Origin of the sequence: Streptomyces himastatinicus ATCC 53653 (assembly GCF_000158915.1) — a bacterium.
Taxonomy (GTDB): Bacteria; Actinomycetota; Actinomycetes; order Streptomycetales; family Streptomycetaceae; genus Streptomyces; species Streptomyces himastatinicus.
The window spans coordinates 2,879,831-2,880,564 of sequence record NZ_GG657754.1; the positions used below are offsets into that span (position 1 = coordinate 2,879,831).

Genomic DNA, 734 nt, shown 5'->3' on the forward strand with positions numbered 1-734 from the left:
CCGGTGCCTCACCGGACTTGGGCGGGCCCCCGGCCACCGGCCCCGGCACCGGCTCCAGGCGGGCGTCCGCGACGCGGAACACCGCGTCCGGGGCCCCGGACAGGCGGCGCGGGTCGTGGTCGACGAAGACGACCGCGGCGCCGTCGGCGACCCGTTCGGCGACCGCCTCGTCCAGGACGCCGCGCGCGGTCCGGTCGAGGCCGGTCCAGGCCTCGTCGAGGACGAGCAGGGCGGGCGCGGCCAGCAGCGCCTGGGCCACGGCGACCTTCTGGCTGGTGCCCTTGGACAGCTCGGCGAGCGGGGTGGCCGCGTACTCGTCCGCGCCGAACCGTTCCAGCCACTCCCCCGCCCCGCGCGCCGCCTCGGTCCGGCCCAGGCCGTGGATCCGGCCCAGATGGGTGAGGTAGCCGAGGACGGAGAAGGGCAGCTCGGCCGGGAAGCGCTCAGGGACGTACGCGGTGCGCGGGCGGCCGGTGATCCGGCCCGAGGTGGGGGCGTCGATTCCGGCGAGCAGCCGCAGCAGGGTGGATTTGCCGCTGCCGTTCGTCCCCTCGACCCGGGTCAGCGAACCGGCCGGCACATCGAGGTCGACGCCGCGCAGCACCCAGGGCCCGGCCAGGCCGTAACGGCGCCCGACTCCTCGCAGTCTCATGCTGGTTGAGCATAGGCACTCGGTGCGGCGGCCCGCCGCCGCTGTCGGCGGGTGCTGGCAGACTGGAGCGCGTGACCAGCTC

The 734-nt window shown here is 76.4% G+C and carries 1 protein-coding gene; it reads right to left on the reverse strand.

What is annotated here, in order from left to right; all coding sequences use genetic code 11:
• On the reverse strand, nucleotides 1–652 hold a 652-nt coding region (locus tag SSOG_RS11570; protein WP_063631556.1), incomplete at its 3' end, for an ABC transporter ATP-binding protein.
• Nucleotides 653–734: the final 82 nt, after the last annotated feature.